Here is a 540-nt window from a genome sequence, read left to right as displayed (position 1 = left end):
GGTGGAACGGCGGCTGGGAGCGGGCGGCTTCGGCACGGTGTTCCTGGCGCGGCGGGGTGAGCAACTGCACGCGCTGAAGTTCCTGTCGCTCAAGGACCACTCGGGCTGGGCCGAGCGCGAGGTGGTGGTGCTCAGCCGTGTGCGCCACGGCCATGTGGCTCGGTTGAGCGGCTTCTGGCAGTGGCCGGAGGCGCAGCCGCGTTACCTGGTGGTGGTGATGGAGTACGTGGCGGGGAGGCGGCTGGACGAGTGGGTCGACGAGGAGAACCCGTCGGCGCGCCGGGTGCTGCAGTTGTTGAGGGACATGAGCCAGGGGCTGGGAGCGGTGCACGCAGCCGGAGTGGTGCACCGGGATGTGAAGGAGGCCAACCTGCTGGTGAGGGAGGAGGACGGTGCGGCGGTGTTGGTGGACTTTGGCGTGAGTGGCTGCGAGCAGGCGGCTCCGGTGACGCGAGGGGCGATGCCGCCGGGCACCTGGGAGTACCGCAGCCCCGAGGCCTGGCGCTTCATGCGGGAACATGGCTTCAAGCACGGAGCGCG

1 protein-coding gene is annotated in these 540 nt (G+C 70.2%); it reads left to right on the top strand.

Annotation, left to right across the window (positions count from 1 at the left end; translation table 11 throughout):
* On the top strand, positions 1–540 hold a 540-nt coding region (locus KY501_RS52930), incomplete at both ends, for a protein kinase domain-containing protein (protein WP_224373266.1).

The sequence above is a fragment of the Hyalangium versicolor genome, assembly GCF_020103695.1.
Classification (GTDB): Bacteria; Myxococcota; Myxococcia; order Myxococcales; family Myxococcaceae; genus Hyalangium; species Hyalangium versicolor.
Note: the sequence above shows the minus strand (reverse complement) of the source record. Positions and strands in the feature narration are given on the sequence as shown.